Raw genomic sequence first — 21,514 nt, 5'->3', positions numbered from 1 at the left:
AATCTGATGAAAAACTGTGCCAAAAGGGGGATTATACGGACTGTTTCAGGGATGCACACCCGGCAGGGCGGCCGCACGGGCAATTTCCCTGCTGAAATGATAAAAAGCGTTGCCGGCAAGGGTGCTGGCAACGCTTTAGTGATGGGCAATTGACTAGCTGCCCGACAATATCTTGACGATATTATCTTATTTATTCATCAATGCCCAGTAGCGTGCCAGGTCAGCCGCGCCATCCGTGCCCTTGACGGCTTTGAGTGCTGTCGATGCGTTGGCTTTCTTGCCGGCGTGGATGTAGGCGATGCCCAGGTGCAGCTTGGCTTCTTCCGGATACTTGGCGGTGCCCAGTTTCACGGCGTCATTCATCAAGCCCAGGCCTTTTTCTGCCTGGCCATCGTAGACCAGGGCGAAGCCCAGCTTGCTCAAGCTGTCGGCGTCCTTGTTCTTGACGTATTCCGCTTCCGACTTGGCGGCGTTGGCCTTCAGGTCAGCCTGGGTCTTCAGGGCCAGGTCTTTCAGGCGCTGGTGACGGGCGGCATCGGCGCCGGTGCCCAGCACGCCTTTTTTGTAGCCCTGCTCGATGATGCTCAGCGCTTCGCCAGGATTGCCTGCTTGCAAGGCCAACTGGCTGATTTCCATGTATTCGGAAGGCTTGGTGAACAGGCCGTTGGCCAGGCGCAGGCGCTGGACGTCCAGGCCCAGGCGTTGCGAGAAGCCAGGCTTGCCGGAAACGCGGTTCAGCAGGTCGGCCCAGTAGCTGGTTTTCGGATAGCTCGACGCCAGTTTTTCCAGGGTCGACACATAGCCGGCCTTGTCGTTTTGCTTCAACTGGATGTTGGCCAGCATTTGCAGGCTCGCTTCCGAGTTGCCGCCGCGCGCTTGCAGTTCTTTCGCCGCTTCGGCGTAGTTGCCGCTGACGTAGTAGGTCTGGATCAGCAGTTCGCGCATCTGTGGATCTTCGCGGTCTTTCAGCGAACGTTTGATCCAGGTGATGGTATTCGGCCAATCCTTGGCGCGGTAGTACATGCCTGCCAGCGCTTGCGTGAATTTGGGAGCTTCGGCGGCGCTCAGGCGGCCGGAATTGATGACGGCTTCAAAAGCCTTGATGGCGGTGCCGTTGTCGCCGGCGGCAGCAGCGGCCGAGGCGCGCACGCGCTCGATCTGGTAGCTTTCAAAGGCGGTCTTGCCGCCGACGCTGTCAGCTTCGCGCAGCTTGGCCAGCGCTTCCTTGTTTTTGCCGCTGCTAGCGAGTTTTTGCGCTTCTTGCAGTGGCTTGCCCACTTCGGCACGCACGGTGTCCGCGGCGTATGCCAGCGAGCCCAGGCCGATTACGGGAGTTGCTGCGGTAAAACCGATAGCGGCCATGACGAGGCCGAGATGAGCGAGACGAAACTTGGACATAAGAAAGTCTTTCAGTAAAAAGCGAATAGGCAGGAAGTCCTGCCTATTCGGATGTAAAGAGAACCTGATTGCTGCAGCTTACTGGAATTGCTCGTTGCCGACCAGACCGATTTTGGTCACGCCCAGACGCTGCGCCGACGCCATCACACCGGCGACGACTTTGTATTCCACCAGCTTGTTCGGACGCAGATGCACTTCCGGCTGGTCTGCTTGCGCAGCAACGTTGCTCAGCTTGGCTTCCAGCGAAGCGCGGTCAGGAACGACCTGATTGTCCCACAAGATCGTACCGTCAAAATCGACATCGATCGTGACGACCACTGGTTCGGTTGTCGGTGGCGGCGGGGTGCCGACCGGCATGTTCAAGTTCACCGAGTGGTTTTGCTTAGGAATCGTGATGATCAACATGATAATCAGCACCAGCATCACGTCGATGAGGGGCGTCATGTTCAGTTCCATCATTGGTTCCGGATCCGCGCCTGGAGCGCTTCCCGAACCGACATTCATACTCATAGTGTTTCCTTTAAGAAGTCCAACGAAGCACCGGGCGAAACTGCCGCCCGGTCAGCTTCCGGCAGTGGCGTCCCCGTGTTGCCGGGACGCCGCTGCCAGTCGCTATCAGCCCTTGTCAGGTGGTTCGGTGATGAAGCCGACCTTCTGGATCCCGGCACGTTGGGTCGTGTAAATAACCCGGCCGATCGATTCGTAGCGTGTTTCTTGGTCGCCACGAACGTGTACTTCCGGCTGCGGTACTTTCACTGCTTCAACTTTCAGATAATCGAACAGTTCGCTCGTATCTTTCAGTTTCTTCTGGCCCAGATAAATCTCGCCATCCTTGTTGACAACGATGTTGACGTTTTCTGGCTTGCTTTGAAGGGCTTGGTTGGCCTCGATCGGCAGATCGATTTTCTGCAATTTGAGGACAACCGGACTGGTGATCAAGAAAATGATCAGCAAAACCAACATGATGTCGACGAGCGGCGTCGTGTTGATTTCTGACATTACTTGATCTTCATCTCCGCTGTCGGAGCCGACGGACATCGACATGATTCTTATCCGATCTTTTTAGCGCCGGCAGCACGGCCAGCTTCGCTGGTCGACATTGCGCCGGAGATCAGTACCGAGTGAACGTCGGCGCTGAACGAGCGTACGTCTTCCATTGCAGTTTTGTTACGACGCACCAGCCAGTTGTAACCCAGAACGGCAGGAACGGCGACCAGCAGACCGAAAGCGGTCATGATCAGTGCTTCACCAACTGGACCTGCAACTTTATCGATCGACGCGTTACCGGTCATGCCGATGTTGGTCAGCGCGCCATAAATACCCCAAACGGTACCGAACAGACCGATAAACGGTGCGGTCGAACCAACGGTTGCCAGGAACGACAGGCCATCTTGCAGACGCGACTGGACTTTGTCCGAAGCGCGCTGGATCGACATCGTCACCCAGGTCGACAGGTCGATTTGTTCCAGCAGGGCGCCGTCATGGTGAGCCGTTGCCTTGGTGCCCGATTCAGCGATGAAGCGGAATGGCGAGCCTTCGGTCAGGGTTGCCGAACCAGCAGCGATCGAAGGAGCTTTCCAGAATTTGGCAGCGGTTTCTTTCGCTTGCTTGAAGATCTTCATTTGATCCATCAGCTTGGTGATGATGATGTACCAGCTGCCGATCGACATGATGGCCAGGATGATCAGGGTGGCGCGTGGCACGAAGCCGCCGTCCCACACTGCTTGCAGGCCGAACGGGTTGTGGACTTCTTCGGTTTTGGCTGGAGCTGCTGCGTCAGCGGCTGGAGCTGCTGCGTCTGCTGCTGGAGCGGCTGCGTCAGCAGCTGGTGCTGGTGCTGCTGCAGCGTCTGCCGCTGGAGCCGAAGCGGCAGCCGATGCTGGCGCGTCAGCGAATGCCGGAGCTGCTACCAGAGCGGTAGTAGCGGTAACGGACAACAGAACCGCGGCAAAAAATGCGGACAAACGGGTATTCTTAAACATGCTTCCTCCAAAATTAAAAATAACAGATCGCTGAACGTAATGACAACGAAATCATAGTGTGAGACAGGGGATAACTGCCTCGGGTTTTAATCCAGCGACCAAACGTATTGCATTTGCTGCCAGCCTTGTTCCGGCTTGCCGTCAACTGTTGCCGGCTTAAATGTACAGCGGCTAATACCTTGCACTGCGGCTTTGTCCAGGTCTCTGAAGCCGCTGGACTTCACGATCTTCGAATCAGCGACCTTGCCGTCTACACCGATCAGGAACGACAGTGTCACCACACCGGTTTCCTCATTGCGCTGCGACGACTTTGGATAAGCCGGCTTTTCGCAGACACTGAAGTCAACCACGGCCGGCGTACGCACCGATTTGGCTGGTCCAGGAGTTGGCGCAGGCTGTGCAGGCGGTGCTGGCGGTGCCAATACATTCGTGGCTGGCTTCACGGCAGTCGTATTTGCAATCACGTTCTGCTGTGGCGGCGGCTGCTGCACGTTCACCTCGACTGGCGGAATGAATGGCGGCGGTGGCGCTTTCATTTCTGGCGGCGGTGGTGGCGGTGGAAGATCCTTCGGTGGAGGCGGTTTGACTTCCTCGATAATCTTGGTTTCAACCGGTTCCATCATTTTGGTGACCAACCGCTTGCCCAAGCCCGTCACGATCCCGTAAGCCGCGAGAACGTGCAGCAGGACAACGATAGTGATGCCTGTGTAGTTCTTGGGACTTTTCTCGTTCGAAAAATTCATGCCTGCTTTCTCCAAATACCATCTCTTGTCTTGCAACTGAACCCCAAAATGACGACACAAAGCTCCAGCCGTATCCGGGACGTCGCCGAATTATACATACGAATTCTTTATTTTACACAGATTTTTAACGCCTAAAACCGGTTAAATTTTTAGCGCTTTTGCGCCCTGAAAACGTACTTGCTTATGTCATCTTTGCACGCTTTCGGACATAAAAAAAGGCGGTCTTATCGGTTTTTTACAGCCGTTTTGGGCTACCACTGCTAAGTTCTCCGATGTGCCCATCTGGCGGAATTATATTTCGTGATATTCAATATGGAAACCGCTAAATTTGGAGGAAAATCTTTCCTTTTGGAAATGTTTTAGCTCGGAACCAGACCACTTAGCGGCGCGCGCGCACCAAACGGGTGCGGAAGGGACTTTATCCAGGTCAAAAAAGGCGGTCCCGGCGGCCCTTTTGACGCCGCCAGGCCATACGGAATTCCTATGTAGGCATAGGAAACGCTTATATTCTTGCCATTGATTATTATCAATAAATCATTTCATGGCCGGACGGCAGGGTCGTCGCGCCGGTTGCGCTTTTCCCGCCGGCAATTCAGAGTGCCCAGGACGACGCCCTGCGGGTCGACCGTATCGAGGTGGACATCAAAGCCCCACAGCCGCGCCACGTGCTTGAGCACCTCGGCCGCCTGCTGGTTCAGCGGGCGGCGCTGGAATTGCGTGTGGCGCAAGGTCAATGCGCGGTCGTCGCGCGTATTGACGGACCACACCTGGATATTCGGCTCGCGGTTGCCCAGGTTGTACTGCTCGGCCAGCTGCTGGCGCACGTAGCGGTAGCCGGCATCGTCGTGGATGGCGGAAATGGCCAGCTTTTCATTCTTGTCGTCGTCGAGGACGGCAAAGAAATGGAATTCGCGGATCAGCCGCGGCGATAAATACTGGGCGATGAAGCTTTCATCCTTGAAATTACGCATGGCAAAGTCCAGGCTCTTGCGCCAGTCGCTGCCGGCCATGTCGGGAAACCAGGCGCGGTCTTCGTCCGTCGGATGCTCGCAGATGCGGCGGATGTCGCTCATCATGGCAAAACCCAGCGCATACGGGTTGATGCCGCTGTAATACGGGCTGTCGATGGGCGGCTGGTAGACCACGTTGGTATGGCTTTTCAGAAATTCCATCATGAAGCCGTCGCCCACCACGCCTTCGTCGTAGAGCTGGTTCAATATCGTGTAATGCCAGAAGGTGGCCCAGCCTTCATTCATGACCTGGGTTTGCCGCTGCGGATAGAAATACTGGGAAATCTTGCGCACGATGCGCACCATCTCGCGCTGCCACGGTTCCAGCAGCGGCGCGTACTTCTCGATAAAGTACAGCAGGTTTTCCTCGGGTTCGGGCGGAAAGCGGGCGGCGGCCTTGCGCTGGTCGTCCTCGTCGTCGTCCTCGTCGCGCCGGGGCAGGGTGCGCCACAGCTGGTTGATCTGCGACTGCACATAGGCTTCGCGCTCTTTCTGGCGCGCATATTCCTTCGCCATCGACAGTTTCGCCGGGCGCTTGTAGCGGTCCACGCCATAGTTCTGGATGGCGTGGCACGAGTCGAGCAGCAATTCCACGGCATCGACGCCATGGCGCTGCTCGCATTCGGCGATGTAATTCTTGGCAAACACCATATAGTCGATGATGGCGTCCGCATCCGTCCAGGCGCGGAACAGGTAATTGCCTTTAAAAAAGGAGTTATGGCCGTAGGCCGCATGCGCGATTACCAGCGACTGCATGGTCAGGCTGTTTTCCTCCATTAAATAGGCGATGCACGGATTGGAGTTGATGACGATCTCGTAGGCCAGGCCCATCTGGCCCCGCTTGTAGCTTTTCTCGGTAGATAAAAAATGCTTGCCGAACGACCAATGGTTGTAGGAGACGGGCATGCCGACCGAGGTGTAGGCATCCATCATCTGTTCGGCCGTAATGATTTCCAGCTGGTTCGGATAGGTGTCGAGGCCAAACTGTTTCGCCACGCGGCGGATTTCCTCGTGGATTTGCTCGATCAGCTCGAACGTCCATTCCGACTGCTCGGGCAGGGCGTTCGGGTGGCGCAGGCGCACGAACGGTTCGCCCGGAGTATTGCTGGCGCGGTCAAAGGCTGCACTCATCATTTCACCTGTTTCTTGAACAGTTCGCGGAAGACCGGGTAGATATCGGCCGGCGTGACGATCTTTTGCATGGCGAAATGGGCGTGATGGTCGAGCACGCCCGCATATTGCTCCCACAGGTTTTGCTGCGGGCCGTCGGTGATCTCGACATAGGTGTAGTACTGCACCTTGGGCATGATGGTATTGATCAGCAACTGGCGGCACAGCATGGAATCGTTGTCCCAGTTGTCGCCGTCGGACGCCTGCGCGACATAGCTGTTCCATTGCCCGGCGCCATAGCGTTCGTCGATGATGGTGTTGAGCAAGTGCAGCGCGGACGACACGACGGTGCCGCCGGACTCGCGCGAATTGAAGAATTCATGCTCGTCGACCTCCGCCGCCGCCGTATGGTGGCGGATGAAGACCACCTCGATCTTGTCGTAGACGCGCTTGAGGAACAGATATAACAGGATGAAGAAGCGCTTGGCCGTGTCCTTGCGCGATTCGTCCATGGAGCCGGAGACGTCCATGATGCAGAACATGACGGCTTGCGTCATCGGCTTGGGCACCTTGATGCGGTTGCTGTAGCGCAAGTCGAACGGGTCGATGAAGGGAATCGCCAGCAGGCGCGTGTGCAGGTGGTGGATCAGGCGGCGCAGTTCCGTGACGAGCGGGTCGCTGTCGGGCGCGCCTTCGTGCAGCAGGACGGCCAGGTCTTCCTCGGCCTGCGCCAGCTGCTTGCGGGCGCCGCCGCCGACGGCGATGCGCCGGCCCAGCGCGCCGCGCAGGGAGCGCAGCACGTGGATGTTCGATGGGGTGCCCGACATATTGTAGCCGGCGCGCTGGTTCTTGAATTCCGTGGTGGCCGTCAGCTGGGTTTTCACCATGTGCGGCAATTCCAAGTCTTCGAAGAAATAATTCATGAATTCTTCGCGCGACAATTCGAAGATGAAATCGTCTTCCGTCGTCTCGTCGCTATTGCCCGCCTTGCCCCGCCCGCCGCCACCGCCGCCTTTCGGCCGGGCGATCTGGTCGCCCTTCAGGTATTCCTTGTTGCCGGGATTGACCACTTCCCATACGCCGCCATGCGCGTGGCCAAACGACGGTTCGCCCACATCCTTGACGGGGATGCTGACCTTCTCGCCATTCTCGACGTCCGTGATCGAGCGCCCCTTGATGGCGCGCCCCACGGCATCCTTGATCTGGCCCTTGTAACGCCGCAGGAAACGCTCGCGGTTGACGGCGGATTTATTCTTGCTTTGCAAGCGCCTGTCGATAAGGTATGTCAAAGGGTGCCTCCTTGCTTCTCGTCTTGCGCGCCCCGCCGGTCGTCAGGCCGGAGCGCGCCTCCGCTGTCCGCGCTAGGATGACTTGCGTACTCGCAAGTACCATTCGCATAACAGGCGTACCTGCTTGGCCGTATAGCCTTTTTCCACCATGCGGGCCACGAAGTCGGCGTGCTTGTTGGCATCGTCGGCGCTGGCCTTGGCATTGAAGGAAATCACGGGCAGCAATTCCTCCGTATTCGAAAACATTTTCTTTTCGATCACCGTACGGAACTTTTCATAACTGGTCCAGGCGGGATTCTTGCCGCCGTTCGAGGCCCGCGCACGCAGCCCGAAGTTGACGATTTCGTTGCGGAAATCCTTCGGATTGGAAATACCCGCCGGCTTCTCGATCTTTTCCAGCTCATTGTTCAGCGATTCGCGATCAAAACTTTCGCCCGTGTCTGGATCGCGGTATTCCTGGTCCTGTATCCAGAAATCGGCGAACGTCACATAGCGGTCGAAAATATTCTGCCCGTATTCCGAATAGCTTTCCAGGTACGCCGTCTGGATCTCCTTGCCGATGAATTCCACGTAGCGCTGCGCCAGGTGCTCTTTAATATAGGAGAAGTAGCGCTGCTCGAGTTCCGGCGCGAACTGCTCGCGCTCTACCTGCTGTTCCAGTACATATAATAAGTGCACGGGATTGGCGGCCACTTCGGAATTGTCAAAGTTGAACACTTTCGACAGGATCTTGAAGGCAAAGCGCGTCGACAGCCCGTTCATGCCCTCGTCCACGCCCGCGTAATCGACATATTCGTGCATGGACTTGGCTTTCGGGTCCGTATCCTTGAGGTTTTCGCCATCGTAGACGAGCATCTTCGAGAAAATGCTCGAGTTTTCCGGGTCTTTCAGGCGCGACAGGATGGCGAACTGCGCCATCATGCGCAGGGTGCCGGGCGCGCACGGGGCTTTCACCAGCGAGGAATTGGCCACCAGCTTGTCATAGATCTTGATTTCATCGGAGACGCGCAGGCAGTACGGCACCTTGACGATATAGATACGGTCAAGAAATGCCTCGTTGTTGCGGTTGTTCTTGAACGTCTTCCATTCCGACTCGTTCGAGTGCGCGAGGATGATGCCGTCGAACGGTATCGCGCCGAAGCCTTCCGTGCCCTTGTAGTTGCCTTCCTGCGTGGCCGTCAGCAGCGGATGCAGCACCTTGATCGGCGCCTTGAACATTTCCACGAATTCCATCAAGCCCTGGTTGGCCAGGCACAGGCCGCCCGAATAGCTGTAGGCGTCGGGGTCGTCCTGCGCATAGTCTTCCAGCTTGCGGATGTCGACCTTGCCCACCAGCGAGGAAATATCCTGGTTGTTTTCGTCGCCCGGCTCCGTTTTCGAGATGGCAATTTGCTTGAGCACGGACGGATAGCGCTTGACGACGCGGAACTGGTTGATATCGCCATTGTATTCATGCAGGCGTTTCACGGCCCACGGGCTGGGGATGTTGCGCAGGTAGCGGCGCGGGATGCCGTAATCCTCTTCGAGGATGGTGCCGTCCTCTTCCTCGTTGAACAGGCCCAGCGGCGACTCATTGACGGGCGAGCCTTTCAGGCAATAGAAGGGCACGTGTTCCATCAGCGACTTGAGTTTTTCCGCGATCGACGACTTGCCGCCGCCGACGGGCCCCAGCAAGTACAGGATCTGCTTGCGTTCTTCCAGGCCTTGCGCCGCGTGGCGGAAGTAGGAGACGACTTGTTCGATGACTTCCTCGGTGCCGTAGAACTCGCGGAAGGCGGGATAGATCTTGATCACCTTGTTGGCGAAGATGCGCGACAGGCGCGTGTCGTTGCGCGTGTCGACCAGCTGCGGCTCGCCGATGGCGGCCAGCATGCGTTCGGGCGCGCTGGCATACGTCAGCTTGTCCTTCTTGCACAGGGCCAGGTACTCGGTGAGCGACATTTCCTCTTCGCGGGTGCGCTCGTAGCGTGCTGCATAGTTATCAAAAATGGTCATGTCAATGTCCTTTAATGTAAACCTGAACTGCCAGTCACCATGGCCGCCCGCCTGGCACTCGCCTGGGCTTGCCGTCTGAACTTTTCCTGTACCTCGTACCGATTTTTATTGTTGTTTCAAGCCCGGCTGTCTTTGCGAGTCCGGATTGCCCGGACCAAAAAACTGGCGCTTGATGCCGTGCGCTGACGTGGCCAGCCGGCTTTTTTTTCACTGTTGATAGCGCTTGTTGCACCTACCATTACCCCATGAAATTTATTATTGCTCTAAAGGATCAGGAAGTCAAAAGATATGTCAGCATATCCTTAATACTTGTTTGTAAATTGTTGATTTAATTGGATAAACCATCAAATTTTCCATCGATTTCAATGAACCTTTTTGTCCCTTTTAAATCATCATACGACAATTCGCCAGCGCGTGCCGGTGCGTGCCGTGGCGCTGCCGTTGCCGGCGCCACGGCGGCCGGGCGCCGGTGAGGCCGGCCATCTTGCGCTAAGATGCCTGCATGTCTGATGGCACTGCGCGCCGCGCGCGCGCGCCAGCATTTTTATCGTCACCCTATAAGGAACACCCATGATGAACCCCCAATTGCGCGCGATCGTCCGCGGCATGCCGAAAGCCGAATTGCATATCCATATCGAAGGCTCGCTGGAGCCAGAACTGATTTTCGCACTGGCCGAGCGCAATGGCGTGCCGCTGGGCTATGAATCTGTGGAACACTTGCGCAGCGCCTATGCTTTTACGGATTTACAGTCTTTTCTCGACATTTATTACGCTGGCGCAAGCGTGCTCTTGAAAGAGCAGGATTTCTATGACATGACGCAAGCCTACCTGCGCCGCGCCGAAGCCGATAACGTCTTGCACACGGAAATCTTCTTCGACCCGCAGACGCACACGGCGCGCGGCGTGCCGATGGCCGACGTGATCAACGGCATCCACCGCGCCTGCCAGGATAGCCCCGTCAGCGCGGCCCTGATCCTGTGCTTCCTGCGCCACCTGAGCGAGGCAGAGGCGTTCGAGACCCTGGAAGACGCGCTGCCGCACCGCGACAAGTTCATCGGCATCGGCCTCGATTCGTCGGAAGTGGGCAATCCGCCCGAGAAATTCTCGCGCGTGTTTGCCCGTTGCCGCGAGCTGGGCCTGCACTTGGTGGCCCACGCGGGCGAGGAAGGCCCGCCGGCCTACATCCGCACGGCGCTCGACGACTTGAAAGTCGAGCGCATCGACCATGGCGTGCGCTGCCTGGAAGACGCGGAACTGACGGCCCGCCTGGCGCGCGAACAGATCGCGCTCACCGTCTGCCCCCTGTCGAACACCAAGCTGCGCGTGTTCGACCAGATGCATGACCATAACCTGGTGCAACTGCTCGACGCCGGTCTGCTGGTGACGGTGAACTCGGACGATCCTGCCTATTTCGGCGGCTACATGAATGACAATTTCGACGCCATCTTCGATGCCTTGCCGCTGGGCCTGTCCCACGCGCAACGCCTGGCGCGCAACGGTTTCATCGCCGCCTTCCTGCCGCAGGCGCAAAAAGACGCGTTTCTTGCCACCGTCGATGCGTATTTCGCGCAGCACGCGGCCGCCCACGGCATCGCGCAATAACGCATCACAACCAACTCGCATAAAGACCCGCCGCCCATGTTCCGCCTCTCCCTGAAAATGACCGGCCGCGACTGGCGCGCCGGGCAACTGCGTTTCCTGCTCGTCGCGCTGATCGTCGCCGTGGCGGCCCTGTCGGCCGTCGGCTTCTTCGTCGACCGCCTGCGCGCGGGCCTGAACCGCGACGCGCACCAGCTGCTGGGGGCCGACCTCGTCATCAGCGCCGACCAGCCCGTCAATGCGGCCTGGCGCGCCGAAGCGCAGAAGCGCGGTTTTATCCTGGCCGACACGGTGACGTTTCCCAGCATGGCGCAGGCGGGCGAGGGCGAGCGATCGCTGTCGCAACTGGCGTCCATCAAGGCCGTCTCGCCCGGCTACCCGCAGCGGGGCAAGCTGAAAATCACGACCAAACCGAGCGAAGCGCAGGATGCCGTGGGGCGGCCCACGGATCAGGTGCCTGCGCCCGGCACCGTGTGGGTCGATGCGGCTATCCTGTCCAGCCTGAACGCGAAGCTGGGCGACACCCTGACCCTGGGCGACAAGGCCTTTACGGTCACGCAACTGATCGCCAGCGAACCGGACCGCGGCGCATCGTTCCTCAATTTCGCCCCGAGAGTGATGCTGCCCCTCGGCGACTTGGCCGCCACGGCGCTGGTGCAGAACGGCTCGCGCGTGTCGTACCGGCTGCTGCTGTCGGCGCCGCCCGCCAAGGCGGCCGAGCTTGCGCAATATCAAACCTTGCTGGAAAGCCAGATCAAGGCGCAGTCCATCAAAGGCGTGCGCATCGAATCGCTGGAATCGGGCAGCCCGCAGATGCAATCGACCCTGGACCGCGCCGACCGTTTCCTGTCCCTCGTCGGCTTGCTGTCGGCCATGCTGGCGGCCGTCGCCGTGGCCATGGCGGCGCGCCGCTTCATGCTGCGCCACCTCGACGCCTGCGCCATGCTGCGCTGCCTGGGCCTGACGCAAAACCAGGTCACGGCCATGTACGTGATCGAATTTTTATTGGTGGGCTTGGTGGGCAGCCTGATCGGCGTGATGGTGGGCTTCGGCGGCCACCTGGTGCTGCTGGAGCTGTTGGGCAAGCTCGTGCAGAGCGACTTGCCGCCCGTGTCCCTGCTGCCCGCGCTGCAGGGCGTGGCCACCGGCATGTTGCTGTTACTCGGTTTTGCTTTGCCGCCGATTTTGCAGTTGCGCAATGTGCCCCATAACCGGGTGATCCGCCGCGAGCAGGAGCCGCCGCAGGCGCTGGCCCTGGCCACCTACGGCCTCGGCATTGCCGCCTTCGTCGTGCTGCTGTTGTGGCAGGCGGGCGACGTGAAACTGGCCTTGCTGACGGCGGCCGGCTTCCTCGGCGGCTTCGCCCTGTTCGGCCTGGCCGGCTGGCTGGGCATCAAGTCGCTGAAAAGCCTGCGCGGCGCCTTCAAGCATCAGGGCTGGCGCTTTGCCGTCACGTCATTGCAGCGCCGCCCGGGCGCCACCGTCATCCAGGTGGTGTCGCTGGCCCTGGGCCTGATGGCCTTGCTGCTGCTGACCGTGGTGCGCGGCGACCTGATGGTGGCCTGGCGCAACGCCACGCCGCCCGATGCGCCGAACCGCTTCATGATCAATATCTTGCCCGAGCAGAAAGACCCGATCGCCGCGCGCCTGGCGCAGGCGGGCGTGGCTAATGCGCCTTTGTATCCGATGATACGCGGGCGCCTGGTGGCCGTGAACGGCAACGCCATCACGGAAAGCACGTACGAGGATGACCGCGCCAAGGGCCTGGCCGACCGCGAATTCAATCTGTCGACGATGGCCACGATGCAGGAAGAAAACAAGCTCGTGGCCGGCAAGTGGTTCAGCGACAAGCCCGGCGCGCCGGCGGAAGCGTCGGTGGAGGAGGGCATCGCCAAGACATTGAAGCTGAAGCTGGGCGACAAGCTGCGCTTCGACATCGCCGGCCAGAGCGTCGAAGCGGCGATCACGAGTCTGCGCAAGCTGGAATGGGGTTCGATGCGCGTCAATTTCTTTGTCATCATCAATCCGGCCGCCATGGCGGACACGCCGCAGACGTGGATCACGGCCTTCCACCTGCCGCCTGCGCAGGCGGACCTGGGCAACGCCCTGCTGCGCGACTATCCGAATTTGACGGTGGTCGACGTGGGCGGCGTGCTCAAACAAATTCAGGGCGTGCTGGACCAGGTGGTGACGGCCGTCGAATTCCTGTTTGCCTTTACCTTGGCCTCGGGCTTGCTGGTGCTGTATGCGGCCTTGATGGGCTCGCAGGACGAGCGCACGCGCGAAGCGGGACTGCTGCGCGCCCTGGGCGCCACGCGGCGCCAGCTGGCGCAGGCGCAGCTGATCGAGTTTTCCCTCGTCGGCGCGCTGGCCGGCTTGCTGGCGGCATCGGGCGCGGCGGCCATGGGCTGGGCGCTGGCGACGTACCAGTTCAAGTTCGCCTGGAGCTTCGCGCCGGGCGTGTGGGCCTTCGGCCTGCTGGCCGGCGCCCTGTGCGCGATCGCCGGCGGCTGGCTGGGCTTGCGCAATGTCCTGAAACATCCGCCGCTACAGACCTTAAGGGAAGGCTAAACACTGACGCCGTCGCCCGCGCCCGCGCGTAGAAATTGCGCGTAGGACATCACCGGTTGTCCCAGCTGGTGCGCCGGCACGTCGAACAGGGCCCAGAAATAGGTCACGCCGCCCAGGCAGATGGTGGGCGCGGCGCAGTAGCGAAACCAGTTCTCGCCTATCTGCGCTGCGTACATGCCGTCGCTGTCGGCGTCGGAAAAGTAGGGAATCACGCGCATTTCCAGCAGGGCCTGCAGCAATGAATCGGGCGCGTCGCTGTCGCGCGCCATTTCATACTGCGTGTGCAGGCTGCGTTCCGTCTCGATGATCATCAGCTTGGCGTGGCCGTCGCGCGTGAAGAACAGGATGCCGCTGGGATTGGGGAAAATATAAAACTCGACGAAGCCGTGGCGCTGGCACAGCTCGTGCACGACGGCGGCCAGCGCCTCGTCTTGCAGGAAACTGTAGTCGTGCAGCATCAGCAGATCGCGCACGGTTTCCGATTGCTGCAGGAAGAATTCGCGCTGCAGGGCAACGATTTCCTGTTCCAGGATGTCGAGCGCATCGTCGTCGCTCTTCTTGATGTAGCGGTCGATCAAGCCCCGGTTGAAGGCCGTCACGGCCACCTTTTCATCGGCCGCGCCCGTAAATAAAATCTTCTTGCACGGCAAGTCGCGCACGGCCTGGCAGAATTCCAGGCCATTCATCTGCGGCATCGAATAATCGACCACCAGCACGGAAGGCACGGCAAAGCGCTGCGCTTGGCCGCTGATGCGCCAGATGCGTTCGATGTCGAGTGCCACGTTGCACTGGTCGGGCGGCAGGTTTTGCGTGTCGAAATTGACGTGCAGCGGCGTCTCGCCCGGCTGCGTACTCTGGCGCAGCCAGTGCAGCGCGCTGCTCGTGTCGTGGAAAGTCTTGCGCGCCAGGCCGGGATCGAGCTGGAACGCCAGGCTTTTCAGGAAGGAATCGCTGTCGTCGATCAATACGGTCAGGGTCGGATGGGTGTAGACGGGCAGTTGCATGCGTCACCTCGCGCGGTGGATGGATGGAAAACGGTTGTGCGTGGGCACGGGCAGGGGCTGGGGAAATTCCAGCACGAAGATGGCGTAGGCGCCTTCGCGCGCGACGCAGCGGATGCGCGCCTGCCAGGCTTGCATGATTTGCCGGCACAGGGCCAGGCCGATGCCGCTGCCGTTATGCGAGGGATACGAATAGAAGCGGTCGAAGATCAGCGGCAAGCGGCTGGCCGCGATGCCGCAGCCCGTATCGATGAACAGCAGGCGCGGCACGGGATGGGCGCCATCGATGATGATGCGCACTCTTCCCTTGCCGGCGCGGTGGATGCTTTTCAAGGCATTGCGCAGCAGGTTCAGCAGGATGACCACGCACAGCTCGGACTGGCCGGGAAACGTGAAATCGGCGCGCACGTCGACCTTGACGATGTCGCGCTGGGCCGTGCTGGTAAATGGGTAGCGGCGCAGCACGGCCGTCACGCTGTCGTGCATGGCCACCGCCTCGTTGGCTTCGAGCTTGCGGTTGACGGCGCTGGCGCTGAGCAGGAACAGATCGATCATGTGGTGCATATGGCGCACTTCGAACTGGATGCGCGCCAGCGCTTCCCGGCTGGCCTCGTCCGGCGGCTGTCCTTGCAGGTTTTGCTGCAGGCCGCGCTGCAGGCCGCGCACGTTTGCCTCGACGCTGACGAGGGGCGTGCGCAATTCGTGCGCCACGCTGCCCAGGCCGGCCGCCAGCCCGGCCAGTTTCTCCTGCGCGCCCACGTTGCGGCCCACCTTGACGACGGACAGCACGGCAATCGTGAACCAGTGCACGGGCAATTGCTGCAAGACGTCGCGGCTGAGCAGGAAGGCGGGATCGCCGGCCACGGCAAACGCCAGGCAAGCCAGCAGGGTGCCGCCCAGGTAGGCCAGCACGGCGATGCGCGTATCGAAGTGAAACAGCACGACCAGCGCCACCAGCAGTGAATGCATCCACAGCGTCGAGGCGTGGTTCATCAGGAACATATATGTAAAGAAAAACGGCAGTTCGAAGGTCAGCCCCAGGAACAGGTAGACGCTGAACCAGGTATTGCTGAAGCGGCCGGGCCACAGCGCGGGCAGGAACAGCAGCGCCGCCACCGTGCGCAGCAGCGGCGATTCGTATTCTTGCGGAAAGAAGTAATGCCACAGCGCGTAGTACAGGGGCATGCCCAGTGCACCGATGAGCGCCAGGGTGCGCACCTGCGCACGCCGCACGGGCGTGTGTTCGATGGCGTCGTGGAAATGCAGGAAAGGCTGGAGCAGCTTGCCTTGCCACCGTTTTCCGGAAGGGGACTGCGCATGCATCATGATCAGGGGGGCGTGTTCGTTGAGGCTTATCAATGCAACATGATCGGCGGGTTCCCTCTGTATCAGCACAATATCGGCACAACTGTTGAGCTGTATCAAACTCTTGCCGGATGACTCGCGCATGTTGGACGCGGTAGTTCCCACCGCAACCAATCAGGAGTCCCTATGTCACACGCCCTTTCCCCTCTGTCGTCCCGCGCCATCCATGCCGAGCAAAGGATGCCCGCCTTCGTGCGCGCGCGCATGGATGAGCACTATGTCGAGCGCATCGAGAAGCTGCTCGGCGGCGAACACCTGCATGAATGGCAAGCCGTGCCGGCCGGTGCGGTCATGCTGGCAGGTAATGATTACCTGAACATCGCCGGCGAGGCGGCGCTGCTGGCGGCCCAGGCGCGCGTCTTGCAGGGCGGCGGCGCCATGCTGATGTCGTCCGTGTTCCTGCAGGAAGGCAGCCGCCAGCACCGGCTGGAACACAAGCTGGCGGATTTTCTCGGCAGCGAGGCGTGCGTGCTGGCGCAGTCGGGCTGGGCTGCCAACGTGGGCTTGCTGCAAAGCCTGGCCGGACCTGGCATTCCCGTGTATCTGGACATGCAGGCGCATGCGTCGTTGTGGGAAGGCGTGCAATCGGCGCAAGCCGTGCCCGTCGCCTTCCTGCACAACGATGGCGCCCACCTGCAGCGCCAGCTCGACAAGCATGGCCCCGGCATCATCATCGTCGATGCGCTGTACAGCACCAACGGCAGCGTGGCGCCGCTGCTGGACATGGTGGAAATTGCCGAACGCAGCGGCAGCATGCTGATCGTCGACGAGTCGCACTCGCTGGGCACGCACGGCCCGCAGGGCGCGGGGCTGGTGGCGGAGCTGGGCCTGGCCGAGCGCGTGCATTTCCGCACGGCGTCGCTGGCCAAGGCGTTCGCGGGCCGGGCCGGGCTGATTACCTGTTCGGCCCGTTTTAAGGGCTATTTTTTGTCCGCTTCGCGGCCAGCCATCTTCAGTTCCTGCCTGCTCGAACACGAGCTGGCGTGGTTCGATGCGGCGCTCGACTTCATCCGCGCCGCCGATGGCCGCCGCGCCGCGCTGCACCGCCACAGCGTGCAGCTGCGCCAGGGGTTGACGGATCTCGGCTACAACGTCAGCGACGGCACCGAGCAGATCATCGCGCTGGAAGCGGGCAGCGAACCCGATACCTTGATCCTGCGCAAGGCGCTGGAACGGCACGGCATCTACGGCGCCGTCTTCTGTGCGCCAGCCACGCCGAAGAACCGTTCGCTGGTGCGCCTGACCCTGAATGCGGGTTTGCGCGAGGACGAGTGCGCAAGAGTGCTGGCCGCCTGCGCCGCCATCCGCGACGAGACGGGCATGGCGCGCTGGCCCTCGACGCGGCGCCTGCGCAAGCTGGCGCTGGTGTAGCGCGCGTCAGCCGTTGGCGGGCTGGTTGCCGGCGATCGTGCCCAGCAGCATGGACAGGGGCGCCAGCTGGTCCGCGCTGGCATTGCCCAGCAATTCCTGTCCCAGCGCCTGCGCCGTCGTATTCGCGTGCGCCAGCAATGCCAGTCCCGCCTCGGTGATGGCGGCGTAGCCGACGCGCGCATCGCGTGCATCGGCCTGGCGCGCCACCAGGCCGATTTTTTCCAGCGGCATCAGCGAGCGCGTGATGCCGGATGCCGTCAGCGCCAGGCGCTCGGCCAGGTCGATGCGGCGCAGGCGTCCGCCGGGCGCCCGCTGCAAGTGGTACAGCAATTGGTAATCGCTGAAGCTCAGGCCGTGCAGATTGCCCAGGATGCTGTCGAAGCGGCGCACGATGAGCGCCTGGGCGCGCGCCAGGCGCAGGCAAAAGTCCAGCGCGCCGCCGCCGTCCGGCATCGGGAGAGTGTGTTCGGTCATGACATCCTTTTCATTTGCTGCGCAGTGCGTGAGTGCGCAAGTATAAAGCATGGCCGCTCAATAGCGTGCCTGTCCCTGTTCCAGCAGCTGCGCCTGGTGCAGCGCCAGCAGGGCGTCCAGTTCGGCATCCGCATCGAAGGCGGGATCGGCGGATTGATCGACGGTGTCGATGATGTCGAAGCGGAAAGCCGCCGCACCGTCGCGCCGCCAGTCCGCCTGCAGGCGGGCGTTGCGGTGCTTGCCCAGGTTCAGTTCGAAGCGGTGGCGGTTCAGCGCGCCGGGCGCGTTGCGGCTGCGTTCGAGCAGGGTGCATCCGCTGGGCAGGTGGCGCAGCGCGATGATGCCCAGCGCGGGCGCTTGTTGCCGGTAAGCTGCTTTCAAGGCTGCTTGCTGTGTTTTATCCATGTTGTGATTTCCTTAAGCTTGGGTGACGTAATCGGTGCTTGCGATGTGGGCAATATCCGTGAACAGGGCGGCGGCGATGGCGGCGGCCAGCAGCAGAGCGCCGCCGACGCAGAACAGCTCGCCAACGCTCACGTGGCGCAGCAGCGCACCCGTGGCCGCCGCCGACAGGGGCGCCAGTCCCAGGAAGATGCCCATGAACACAGCCATCGCCCGGCCCAGCATGGCGGGCGCCACGCGCTGCTGTATCCACGTAAAGATGGCCACCTGCACATAGCCGCCCAGCACTCCCGTGACGGCCAGCAGGGCCGCGCCGTGCCAGGCCGCGCCGATTTGTCCCAGCGCCATCAACAGGCAAGCCACGATGGCGTCGGCGGCCAGCAGGGTGGCGCCGAAATGGCGGCGCAGCCAGGCGCCGCCCAGGCTGGACGCCAGCATGCCGGCCAGGGTGCCGGCGCCGTGCGCGCCCATCAGCATGCCCAGCGCCGCGGCGCCGTGCAGGCGCTCGCTGGCCAGCACGGGCAAGGCGACTTGCAGCGGACCCATGACGAAGAATGCCACCACGGCCCAGTAGGCATAACAGCTGCGCAGGGGCAAGTCGCGCCACACCATGGCCAGGCCCGCCGCCATGTCGCGCCACATGCCTTGCGGCGCCGCAGCCGCAGCCAGGGGCCGCAGCTTGACTTGGCGCAAGGTCCACGCGGAAAACACAAACGTCAGCGCATCGATGGCAAAGGCGGCGGCCAGCGCCGCCATGGAGGTGTGCTGCCCGTTACCGTGGGCACCCAGCACGAGCGCCGCCAGCAGCGGACCGGCCAGCAAGGACAACTGGCGCGCACCCATCTGCAAGCCATTGGCTTTCTGCAACGTAGGTGCAGGCACGGCTTGCGGCAGGATGGCCGTGCCGGCCGGAATGCCGAAGGCGGACGCGACGCCGAGCGCCAGCGCGGCCGCATACGCGAGCGCCAGGCTGGCCAGGTCCAGCACCAGCAGCCCCGCCAGTGCCAGCAGGATGGCGGCGTTCGCATATTTGCTCAGCAGCAGCACGCGCCGGGGCGAATAACGGTCGGCGATGGTGCCGCCCAGCAAGATGAGCACGGCGCGCGGCGCCCCCATCAGGGCCACGGCGATGCCGAGGCTGAGGCTATCGCCCGTCAGGCTCAGCACCAGCCAGGGCAGGGCCAGCATGCTGAACTGGTCGCCCAGCATGGAGACGAGTCCGCCGCCCAGCAGCCAGCGGAAGTTGGTATTGCGTAGCAAATCAGTGTCTGTGGCGGTTGGCATATTCATCTTGTCCCTGTTTTAAAATTGCATAGTAGTTGATGAAAGCTTGAGCAGTCAAGTATATTGCCATTTATTGCGGCATGGAGCGCTGGCGCTGCATGGAGCGCCGATGCTTGCGCTATCATGGCGGCCATGACTGATACCACTGCCCCCACCCTGTACGAGACCATCGGCGGCGCCCCCGTGCTGCGTGAAATGGTCGACCGTTTTTATGACTTGATGGAACTCGAAGCCGAGTTCGCCGGCATCCGCGTCATGCATCCGCCCTCGACGGACGGCTCGCGCGACAAGCTGTATTTCTTCCTCACGGGCTGGATGGGCGGCCCGGATTTGTATATCGAGAAATTCGGCCACCCGCGCCTGCGCGCCCGTCACTTGCCGTATGCCATCGGCACCAGCGAGCGCGACCAGTGGCTGCGCGCCATGGCCTGGGCCATGGAAGACACGGGCATCGAAGAATCCTTGCGCGTGCGCCTGATGGAATCGTTCTATCAGACGGCCGACTGGATGCGCAACAAAGCTGACTGATCCCATGAGCCCAATCGAGTTCTACAGCCTGCTGGGCGCCGCCATCGCCGCCATCGTCCTGTTGCTCTTGTTGCTGCTGCGCCCCCGTGGCGCGGCCGGCGATGGCGCCACCACCCTGGCGCTGGTGCAGCAGCACCAGCAGCAAAGCCTGGAACGCATCGACCGGGTCGAGCGCGAAGTGCGGCTGCAGCTGCAGGCATCGGCGCAAGCCACGCGGCAAGACCTGGCCGCCGGCCTGGCGCAATTCCAGGCGGCGACCCTGCAGCAGCTCGACAGCCTGCGCACGCAGATGCAGGCGCAGGGGAAAGTGGGGCGCGAAGAGCAGGCGCAAAGCCTGGCGCGCTTTGCCGAGAGCACCAATCAGACCCTGGCCCAGCTGACGGAATCGAATGCGCAGCGCATGCTGGAAGTGCGCGCCACCCTGGAGAACAAGATCCGCGACTTGCAGGCCGACAATGGCGCGCGGCTGGAAGAAATGCGCAAGACGGTCGACGAGAAACTGCACGCCACCCTGGAAACGCGCCTTTCCGCCTCGTTCCAGCAAGTGTCGGAGCGGCTGGAAAAAGTCCACCAGGGTCTCGGCGAAATGCAGCAGCTGGCGCTGGGCGTGGGCGATTTGAAGCGGGTGCTTACCAACGTCAAGACGCGCGGGACCTGGGGCGAAGTGCAGCTGGAAATGCTGCTGGAGCAGGTACTCACTGTCGACCAGTACGCGAAGAACGTGGAAACGTTGCCGGGCAGCGGCGCGCGCGTGGAATTCGCCCTGAAACTGCCGGGCATGGTCGATGGCGGTCCGCCCGTGTGGATGCCCATCGACGCGAAATTTCCCAAGGAACAGTATGAGCGCCTGGTCGAGGCGGCCGAGCGGGCCGATGCGGACGCCGTGGCCCTGGCCGGCCGCGAACTGGAGCGGGCCGTGCGGGGCGAAGCGAAAACCATCGCCGAGAAATACCTGGCGCCGCCGCTGACGACGGATTTCGCCATCCTCTTCCTGCCCACGGAAGGCCTGTATGCGGAAGTGCTGCGCCGCCCGGGCCTGGCCGACGAATTGCAGCGCGTGCACCGGGTCAGCATTGCCGGGCCATCCACCCTGACGGCCTTGCTCAACAGTCTGCAGATGGGTTTCCGCACCCTGGCGCTGGAAAAGCGCTCGTCCGAAGTGTGGCAAGTGCTGGGCGCCGTCAAGACGGAGTTCGGCAAGTTCGGCGACGTGCTGTCGCAAACCCGGCTGACCCTGGAAAAGGCGGCGAAGAATATCGAAAGCGCGGAAGTGCGCAGCCGGCAGATGGCGCGCAAATTGAAATCCGTGGAAGCCTTGCCGGGCGAGGCGGCCGCCTTGCTGCTGGGTAAGGCGGACGGCGAATAGCGCCGCCCTGTTCGCCGCGGCGGCCG

At 61.5% G+C, this 21,514-nt stretch carries 19 protein-coding genes; 6 read left to right on the top strand and 13 right to left on the bottom strand.

Features of this window, described 5'->3' with window-relative positions; translation table 11 throughout:
* Positions 1 to 6 precede the first annotated feature (6 nt).
* Positions 7 to 153, top strand: a complete 147-nt coding sequence (locus tag JAB4_RS23955; protein WP_175444724.1) for a hypothetical protein — start codon at positions 7 to 9, stop codon at positions 151 to 153.
* A 33-nt stretch (positions 154 to 186) separates the two neighbouring features.
* Here the strand turns inward: JAB4_RS23955 and JAB4_RS23950 are convergent, their stop codons facing one another.
* The 8 genes from JAB4_RS23950 to JAB4_RS23915 all read right to left on the bottom strand — a co-directional run bounded on the left by JAB4_RS23950 (position 187) and on the right by JAB4_RS23915 (position 9,527).
* Positions 187 to 1,398: a hypothetical protein gene (locus tag JAB4_RS23950; protein WP_070224541.1), complete on the bottom strand. Its 1,212-nt coding sequence runs from the start codon at positions 1,396 to 1,398 to the stop codon at positions 187 to 189.
* Between the two features lie 78 nt (positions 1,399 to 1,476).
* Positions 1,477 to 1,908, bottom strand: coding sequence for a biopolymer transporter ExbD (locus JAB4_RS23945; RefSeq protein WP_176741207.1), 432 nt, complete (start codon positions 1,906 to 1,908; stop codon positions 1,477 to 1,479).
* A gap of 105 nt (positions 1,909 to 2,013) precedes the next feature.
* The gene (locus JAB4_RS23940; RefSeq protein ID WP_034754165.1) at positions 2,014 to 2,442 is read right to left on the bottom strand and encodes a biopolymer transporter ExbD; all 429 of its coding nucleotides are present in this window, start codon (positions 2,440 to 2,442) and stop codon (positions 2,014 to 2,016) included.
* Positions 2,443 to 2,447: 5 nt separating this feature from the next.
* The gene (locus tag JAB4_RS23935) at positions 2,448 to 3,380 is read right to left on the bottom strand and encodes a MotA/TolQ/ExbB proton channel family protein (protein WP_166448878.1); all 933 of its coding nucleotides are present in this window, start codon (positions 3,378 to 3,380) and stop codon (positions 2,448 to 2,450) included.
* An 86-nt stretch (positions 3,381 to 3,466) separates the two neighbouring features.
* The gene (locus tag JAB4_RS23930) at positions 3,467 to 4,123 is read right to left on the bottom strand and encodes an energy transducer TonB (RefSeq protein WP_034754161.1); all 657 of its coding nucleotides are present in this window, start codon (positions 4,121 to 4,123) and stop codon (positions 3,467 to 3,469) included.
* A gap of 539 nt (positions 4,124 to 4,662) precedes the next feature.
* Complete coding sequence (locus JAB4_RS23925; protein WP_070224542.1) at positions 4,663 to 6,264, bottom strand: SpoVR family protein; 1,602 nt, start codon at positions 6,262 to 6,264, stop codon at positions 4,663 to 4,665.
* The gene (locus JAB4_RS23920; RefSeq protein ID WP_070224543.1) at positions 6,264 to 7,532 is read right to left on the bottom strand and encodes a YeaH/YhbH family protein; all 1,269 of its coding nucleotides are present in this window, start codon (positions 7,530 to 7,532) and stop codon (positions 6,264 to 6,266) included. Before JAB4_RS23920 ends, JAB4_RS23925 begins: the two co-directional genes overlap by 1 nt.
* 72 nt (positions 7,533 to 7,604) lie before the next feature.
* Complete coding sequence (locus tag JAB4_RS23915) at positions 7,605 to 9,527, bottom strand: PrkA family serine protein kinase (RefSeq protein ID WP_034754154.1); 1,923 nt, start codon at positions 9,525 to 9,527, stop codon at positions 7,605 to 7,607.
* Positions 9,528 to 10,097: 570 nt separating this feature from the next.
* Here JAB4_RS23915 and JAB4_RS23910 point away from each other — a divergent pair.
* Together JAB4_RS23910 and JAB4_RS23905 are read left to right on the top strand one after the other, a co-directional pair.
* Entirely contained in the window at positions 10,098 to 11,129 is a 1,032-nt protein-coding gene (locus JAB4_RS23910) for an adenosine deaminase (RefSeq protein ID WP_070224544.1), read from the top strand.
* 36 nt (positions 11,130 to 11,165) lie between these two features.
* Entirely contained in the window at positions 11,166 to 13,697 is a 2,532-nt protein-coding gene (locus JAB4_RS23905; protein WP_070224545.1) for an FtsX-like permease family protein, read from the top strand.
* Here JAB4_RS23905 and JAB4_RS23900 read toward each other — a convergent pair.
* Both JAB4_RS23900 and JAB4_RS23895 read right to left on the bottom strand, forming a co-directional pair.
* Positions 13,694 to 14,701, bottom strand: coding sequence for a response regulator (locus JAB4_RS23900; RefSeq protein ID WP_070224546.1), 1,008 nt, complete (start codon positions 14,699 to 14,701; stop codon positions 13,694 to 13,696). The two genes, JAB4_RS23905 and JAB4_RS23900, sit on opposite strands and share 4 nt — an antisense overlap.
* Before the next feature lie 3 nt (positions 14,702 to 14,704).
* The gene (locus JAB4_RS23895; protein ID WP_227742022.1) at positions 14,705 to 16,057 is read right to left on the bottom strand and encodes a HAMP domain-containing sensor histidine kinase; all 1,353 of its coding nucleotides are present in this window, start codon (positions 16,055 to 16,057) and stop codon (positions 14,705 to 14,707) included.
* 132 nt (positions 16,058 to 16,189) lie between these two features.
* Here JAB4_RS23895 and cqsA point away from each other — a divergent pair, with 132 nt between their 5' ends.
* Positions 16,190 to 17,434 carry an alpha-hydroxyketone-type quorum-sensing autoinducer synthase gene (gene cqsA, locus JAB4_RS23890; protein WP_070224548.1) on the top strand — a complete coding sequence of 415 codons (1,245 nt, stop codon included), beginning with the start codon at positions 16,190 to 16,192 and terminating at the stop codon, positions 17,432 to 17,434.
* A 6-nt stretch (positions 17,435 to 17,440) separates the two neighbouring features.
* Here cqsA and JAB4_RS23885 read toward each other — a convergent pair whose 3' ends face one another.
* The 3 genes from JAB4_RS23885 to JAB4_RS23875 are packed head-to-tail and all read right to left on the bottom strand — an operon-like array spanning position 17,441 to position 19,594.
* Positions 17,441 to 17,908, bottom strand: a complete 468-nt coding sequence (locus tag JAB4_RS23885) for a MarR family winged helix-turn-helix transcriptional regulator (RefSeq protein WP_205602278.1) — start codon at positions 17,906 to 17,908, stop codon at positions 17,441 to 17,443.
* 57 nt (positions 17,909 to 17,965) lie between these two features.
* Positions 17,966 to 18,313 carry a GIY-YIG nuclease family protein gene (locus tag JAB4_RS23880; RefSeq protein WP_070224550.1) on the bottom strand — a complete coding sequence of 116 codons (348 nt, stop codon included), beginning with the start codon at positions 18,311 to 18,313 and terminating at the stop codon, positions 17,966 to 17,968.
* 12 nt (positions 18,314 to 18,325) lie between these two features.
* Positions 18,326 to 19,594 carry an MFS transporter gene (locus JAB4_RS23875; protein ID WP_227742021.1) on the bottom strand — a complete coding sequence of 423 codons (1,269 nt, stop codon included), beginning with the start codon at positions 19,592 to 19,594 and terminating at the stop codon, positions 18,326 to 18,328.
* 132 nt (positions 19,595 to 19,726) lie between these two features.
* On the opposite strand from JAB4_RS23875, the gene JAB4_RS23870 reads away from it, so the two are divergent.
* Together JAB4_RS23870 and rmuC are read left to right on the top strand one after the other, a co-directional pair.
* Positions 19,727 to 20,122, top strand: a complete 396-nt coding sequence (locus JAB4_RS23870; RefSeq protein WP_070224562.1) for a group II truncated hemoglobin — start codon at positions 19,727 to 19,729, stop codon at positions 20,120 to 20,122.
* A 4-nt stretch (positions 20,123 to 20,126) separates the two neighbouring features.
* Positions 20,127 to 21,488 carry a DNA recombination protein RmuC gene (rmuC, locus tag JAB4_RS23865; RefSeq protein WP_070224552.1) on the top strand — a complete coding sequence of 454 codons (1,362 nt, stop codon included), beginning with the start codon at positions 20,127 to 20,129 and terminating at the stop codon, positions 21,486 to 21,488.
* Positions 21,489 to 21,514: the final 26 nt, after the last annotated feature.

The organism is Janthinobacterium sp. HH102, assembly GCF_001758625.2.
In the GTDB taxonomy this organism is placed as follows: Bacteria; Pseudomonadota; Gammaproteobacteria; order Burkholderiales; family Burkholderiaceae_D; genus Janthinobacterium.
Note: the sequence above shows the minus strand (reverse complement) of the source record. Positions and strands in the feature narration are given on the sequence as shown.